This is a genomic window from Hyphomicrobiales bacterium (assembly GCA_016125495.1).
Classification (GTDB): Bacteria; Pseudomonadota; Alphaproteobacteria; order Rhizobiales; family RI-29; genus RI-29.
In genome coordinates this window covers 476,446-482,445 of record WGLQ01000007.1, presented here as the reverse complement: position 1 = coordinate 482,445, position 6,000 = coordinate 476,446, and the positions used below count along the sequence as shown (strand labels likewise).

The 6,000-nt window shown below is 64.1% G+C and carries 4 protein-coding genes and 1 pseudogene; 1 reads left to right on the top strand and 4 read right to left on the bottom strand.

Features of this window, described 5'->3' with window-relative positions; all coding sequences use genetic code 11:
• Window positions 1–55: 55 nt before the first annotated feature.
• A pseudogene (locus tag GC150_07675) lies at window positions 56–169 on the bottom strand (DUF2497 domain-containing protein).
• Between the two features lie 94 nt (window positions 170–263).
• Here GC150_07675 and GC150_07670 point away from each other — a divergent pair.
• A complete protein-coding gene (locus GC150_07670; protein MBI1384771.1) occupies window positions 264–2,702 on the top strand; it encodes an MMPL family transporter in 2,439 nt (812 codons plus the stop codon).
• Between the two features lie 59 nt (window positions 2,703–2,761).
• Here GC150_07670 and GC150_07665 read toward each other — a convergent pair whose 3' ends face one another.
• From GC150_07665 to GC150_07655, 3 genes are all read right to left on the bottom strand, one after another.
• A complete protein-coding gene (locus tag GC150_07665) occupies window positions 2,762–3,991 on the bottom strand; it encodes a hypothetical protein (GenBank protein MBI1384770.1) in 1,230 nt (409 codons plus the stop codon).
• 10 nt (window positions 3,992–4,001) lie between these two features.
• On the bottom strand, window positions 4,002–4,751 hold the full coding sequence (locus GC150_07660; GenBank protein MBI1384769.1) for a hypothetical protein: 750 nt from the start codon (window positions 4,749–4,751) through the stop codon (window positions 4,002–4,004).
• Window positions 4,752–5,005: 254 nt separating this feature from the next.
• Window positions 5,006–5,914, bottom strand: a complete 909-nt coding sequence (locus GC150_07655; GenBank protein MBI1384768.1) for a LysR family transcriptional regulator — start codon at window positions 5,912–5,914, stop codon at window positions 5,006–5,008.
• Window positions 5,915–6,000: the final 86 nt, after the last annotated feature.

Below are 6,000 nucleotides of genomic sequence, written 5' to 3'. Positions count from 1 at the left end.
TCCCGGCGTGGCACCCCAGTGGGCCGGGGCACGGGGGGGCGGGGCCAGGAGGGGACTACGGGGGGGGGGGGGGGGGAAGGGGGGGCGGGGGGGGCGGGGGGGGGGGGGGCCGGGGGCGGGCGGGGGGGGGGGGGGGGGGGGGGGGGGGGGGGGGGGGGGGGGGGGGGGGGGCACGTGGCGGACACAGTCGATCCCGGCCGATGAGGGATTCTGCAACAGAGAGACCGACGGTGCGGTCACCGAGGTGCTGACCGCCGCGTTCGATGTGTGCGCATCGCGGTGCAGCCGCAACCCGAGGGCGGGATTTCGGGCTCGATCGTTCTCCTCCCCATGGAAGCGCTCCTCGTCGCGACCACGTCCCGTCCTCGGGGAGAACCATGTCGAATGACGAGAATGGGTGTGCGGGGAATACAATGAACAATCCGACTGGGGAGCGCCGTGGCGCCTTCGTGCTCGGGGTCGAGAGGATCGGCCTGATTTCTCTGGCTTGGCCGCGCGCGACGATCGCGGCGACTGTTCTCATCATCGTTCTCTCGCTCGCTTTCATTGCATCTCGGCTGTCTTTCGACGGCAACTTCGACAGCCTGTTGAAGTCCGAGGCGAGCGCCTACACGGACGTTACAGCGCTGGAGAGGGATTATCGCAGTTTCTCGGACGATGAGGTGCTGATCGTCCAATCGCCGGACCTCGCCACGGTCGAGGGCTTCGAGCGCTTCAGGCAATTCCAGATCGAACTGAAGCTCGCAACCGGCGTCGGTAACGTGCTTTCGGTGTTCTCGCTCGCAAGCCCAACTGTCGATGGGAACGGCTGGCAGCCGACCCTGCCAGACCGCTTTCAGTCCGATGAGCAGCTGCGAACCGTCGTCGATGGCCTCCGGGAGGAGCTTCCTTCCATCCGCACATTCCTCGATCTCGAGGGGGGATCGGCGCTCCTGATCGTGATGCCGGACACGGCGATGGGAAGCAGCGGCTTTTCGCAGGACGCACTTGCCGAACTTGCCCTCGTTCTCGAGAGCTTCAACCGGCCGGACTTCGAGATCTCCTTCGTCGGCCGCCCGACGATCCAACGGGATCTGGTCAATGGCATCAAGCGCGATCAGATCCTCTTGACGTCGATTGCCGTGCTGATCTGCGCCATCATCTCGTTCCTGCTGTTCCGCTCGGCTGCCGCGGCTCTCCTGTGCACGGTGCCGCCGCTCGTGGCACTGATCGCATTTCTCGGATTGCAGGCTGTGCTCGGTGTCAGGATCGACTATCTGACCACGGTGATTCCCGTGCTTTTGATCGTCCTCGTGTTCGCGGACGGACTTCACCTCTTCTTTCACTGGCGACGCGGGTGCGAGAACGGCGCGGAACCGCTCGAGGCACTTCGCCATTCGATCCTCGACGTCGGGCCGGCGTGCGCCCTTGCAAATCTGACGACAGCGATCGCATTCGTCTCCCTCTTGATCGCCTCCAACGAGGCACTCGCCAAGATGGCGTACTCGGGCATTGCAGCGGTCGTCATCGGCTACGTCGTGACGGTGGTCGTTCTGCCGGCGGGCATCTGGCTCGTTGTCCGCTGTAATCTTCCCTTTCGGCCCGCCCGTTGGCCCATGCTTCAAAGTGTCGGACGCTTGGCGAACGGTCTCCTGGCGAGGCGGCGGCGTCTGCTGGCCGCGATGGGGATTGTCGTGGCAGGTGCCCTTCTGAGCGTACATTTCACGGTGCCAGGGCAGTACCGACTGACGGACTACATCCCGTTCGATTCGCAAGTGCGCCGGTCACTTGAAATCGTCGACCGCAGCTTCGGGGGCTCTGCCCAGCTCTTCGTCATCGTCGACAGGGCGCAGCCGGCGGATCGATTGCTGCGAACTGAATTGGACGAGCTTGCCCGGATCGAGCAGGCGATCGGGACGGTCATCGGTCCCAACCGCTCGATGTCTCTCGCCTTGGCTCGAAGGTCGGCGACGTTCGGGAGCGATGGCATCGATCTCTCACAACCGACCATCGCCAATCATCCGATGATGCGCTGGTTCATTTCTCGCGGTCTCGACAAGCTGCTGATCTCGGCCTTCGTGCCGCAGGGGCTCACGGCGCTGGAGATGGATCAGCTTGTCGATCGTATCGAGAAGGAAATCGCGGCTGCCGGCATATCGGGCCGGATCACCGTGACAGGCGGACCGGTGTTGCGGGCCCGCGTCATCCCAATGCTGATCGACGACCTTCGCCATGGCCTTCTTCTCTCGATCGGACTTTCCATCCTGGTCATCGGTGTCGCGCTTGGATCCTGGCGCCTGGGTCTGGCGTGCATCGTGCCGAATGTTCTGCCGATCCTCCTGGCCGAGTCGACCGCCTGGGTCCTGGCCGGCGGCATCGATATGACGAGCGCGATCGCGCTGACCGTGGGCTTTGGACTGGCAGTCGACGATTCCGTTCATCTCCTCAATCAATATGCCCTCGAACGTAGCCAGCAAGAGGCGCCGGACGTGGCCATGAGCAATTCTCTGACGGCGGTGTCACCTGCCTTGGTGGCGACGACGGTGGTCTTTTCGGTCGGCATGGTCGTGACATTCTTCAGCAGCCTTCCGACCGTCGCACTCTTTGGCACGATCATCATCGGCATCCTCTTCTTCGCCCTGGTCGCCGATCTCCTTCTCCTGCCGGCGAACGTCATTTTGGTCGAAAAGCCACGGGACGCCGCGGCACCGCTCACTCGATGAACCCGAACCGCCGCAATTGGCTCCGCGGCGTGGGTGCGCCTGCGGGCGCCGCCGCGGCGTCAATATTCTCTTCGCCCGATCGTGGTCGTGAGATCAGCGTGGCGCCTGACGACGTCCGTTGCGTCCAGCCCGAAGACGGAGAGATCCCGGGCGAAGGGAGGCGATGGCGCGCCTGCCTCGGTCAGTGCCGCATGCAACGCATTCGGTTGGATCGTGAGAGCGAGCTTTTCTCCGAGCGCCAGCGCGGTGGCGATGGGTTCGCGGCTGAGGCTGTCGTAGTCGACGTCGATGTAGTGACCTCGCGGGTAGAGCGTGCGGGCGCGTTCGGCATGTGCCGCAGCCTCGAGACAGAAGTTCGCCCAGAAGCGGCCGATCGCCCTGACGTCTGGGCGTTCAACGAACGCCGACTGCAAGGTCAGCGCCAAGCGGCAGACCGAGGCGAGGGCTCCGACAATGTCACGATGAATGTGGACCACCGATCCGTCCGGAAAAACCTGGTGGAAGGCCATCAGATGCGCGAGCGAAAACGGGCACTTCAGGATCCAGCGGTCTGGCGATGGAGCCGGACCCTGCAGAACCTGTAGCTGGCATTTCAGCGCGGCGTATGCCGCGTGAAGATCCGACGCCATGAGCCTCTCGCCATGACCGTGGGCGCCAAAGGCGTGCAGCATGTAGATTCCGGCGCCCGCATTGTCGAGCAGGACGGTGCTTTCTTCGGCACTCTCGGGGGTGATGCGGTGGAGCCGGCGCAAGGCCGGTATGGCGAGGTGTGCCAAGCGCAGCATGGCGCGCGTTCGTTTGATCCGGGTTCGATCGGCCTCGAGCGGCTCCTCGTGCTCGGGAACCGGGAAATAGAGTTCGTAGGCTCTTGGAGCCCGAACGCGATCGGCCGAGGCGAGCAGACGGTGGGCCAAGGTCGTGCCGGTTCGATACCAGCCGACGATCAGGATCGGCCGCTCGACACGCCGTGCGAGGATTTCGGGGTGGCTTGCCTTGAACTCGCTCAAGGCGCGCTGCACACGCATGGTCCGCAAGACGATTTCGCGAACGGCATACTCACCGAATGGCGTCAGTCGGGAGTCCTCACCGACGGAAGCAATTGCGCTTGCGGTCAATGCCCGACTGGTGTCATCGAGGTGGCCTTCGCCGAGGTTTGGCCAGACCCTCTTTTCGAGCGCGTCCACGGACAGGCACGTTCTTTCGAGACCCAGGCCGCGGCCGACGAGTGCTAGTCCGTTGAAGAGGAGGGGCAGGGCACCGGTCTTGACCAGCGGAACTTCGGCGGTCACCTGGCGCTCCTCAACCGATCAGGGCGAAGACGACGAAGAAGATCGGGACGGCATAATTCCACTCGACGAGCGTATTGACGACGAGTGCCTTCCAGGCGTGCGGGCCGGGTCGTATGTTCAGCACATAGAGCGGTATCTCCATGGCGCCGGCCGCCAGCATGCCGATGGCGAACAGCTCGGCGGCCTTGGCCAGGTCCCAATCCAGAATTGTCGCGAGGAGACCCGTGTAGAGCACCGCCACCCAGGTGATGCGCGCAAAACTGAGCCGTGATCCGACGCGTCGCGTCGTCAAAACCAACTCGTTGCCGACACCGAAGTCACCGAGGGCGCGCGAGAGCCCGGGCGTGACGACCCAGAACCAGGCGCAGAAGGCGAGTGTCCAGGCGAGACCGACGGTGGTTGTCAGGCCAGCCGTCAAGGCCAGTCCGACGAAGGTGCCGATGTTCCAGGCGATCAGGAACTCGAACCAGAATACGAGCCACCAAGCGATGAACAGTCCATCGGCTGGCCGCCCGTCCCGTAAGACCTCCCTGCGACCGCTGCGGTAGAACCAGACATAGTCGACCAGGACCGCGGCCGTGCCCGTCACCAGTGCGGGCAGGAAGACCAGCCAGGACGGAGCGTAGAAAAGAAGACCGATGTTCCAAACGAGCGCGAGTGCGATGTCGGCATAGGCGTAGCTCAGGGGCGTCGAGCGCGAAAAGTGTCCCGCATCCGACTCGAATCCACTGTGCCGCGTATCGTGGTTGCCGTTCGTCATCTCGTCCCGAGTCGCCCCTCGCAAAGGAGAGTAACCTCAGAAGGTCCAAGAGCGAAAGTGCGCATCGACTCGCCAATGGATCGAACCGAGGGGAACCCATGGTGTCGAAGGTCGTGAGCCGGGGCGCCGATCGCCTCGAAGGTCAATCCACGGATTAAGCGTGGCCGCGATCGATGACCGGACCGTGCGTTCTCGCACGGCCGTTTGCCGGAGCCGAAGTTGCGGCCGATCGGTCGATGCGTCAGCAGGCGGTGCTACTTCGTCTTGTCCCAGGCCGGCCGCTCGCCGAACCGGGCGGCCAGGAAATCGATCAGCAGCCGGGTCTTTGCCGCGAGGTAGCGGTTCGGCGCATAGAGCGCGTAGATGCCGAGGTCCGTCGGCGGATGCTCCGGCAGAACGACCACCAAGCGGCCGGCCGCGAGATCGGGACCGACCAGGAAGGTCGGCAGCTTGGCGATGCCCTGCCCGGCGAGCGCGGCGGCGCGCAGGATGTTCCCGTTGTTCGAGCACAGCACGGAGTTTATGGCGACCCCGATCGACTGTCCGGCTCGCGTGAGCTGCCAGCGCTGTAGCGTCGTGGTGTGTCCGTAGTTCAGGCATCGATGCTTTACGAGGTCGTCCAGCATCATTGGTGCGCCGTTCTTTTCCACGTACGCGGGCGCCGCCACCAGAACGCGGCGTGCGGGCGCCAGGCGTCGCGCGATCAGGCTCGAGTCCGCCAATACGCCGATCCGGATCGTGACATCGAAACCTTCTTCGATCGGATCGATGAAGCGGTCGTTCAGTGTCAGCTCGATTTTCAGATCGGCATATTGCTCCATGAACGCGGCGATCAGCGGCCCGAGGTGCAGCACGCCGAACGACACCGGCGCGTTCAGCTTGAGGACTCCCCGGGGCTCGTCGTGCAGGCGGGAGACCTGCATTTCGGTCTCCTCGACGCGGGCCAGGATGTCTAGGCAACTCTCGTAGTAGGCGAGGCCGGCCTCCGTCGCGCTGACGCGCCGTGTCGTGCGGTCGAGCAGACGCGCACCGAGCAGCTGTTCCAGCTCCTTCACCGCCTTGCTGACGGCGGAACGGGTGAGCCCCAGCGTCCGCGCTGCCTCGGCGTAGCTGCCGTGCGCGACGACCTTCACGAAGGCATTCATGGCATCGAGCTTGTCCATGGGATCATTGTATCCAATTTGGACGCAGAGTGAACTAAAATGCATGAATTGTCGGAAGATCAGCATCCATCTACCTCATGCGGCAA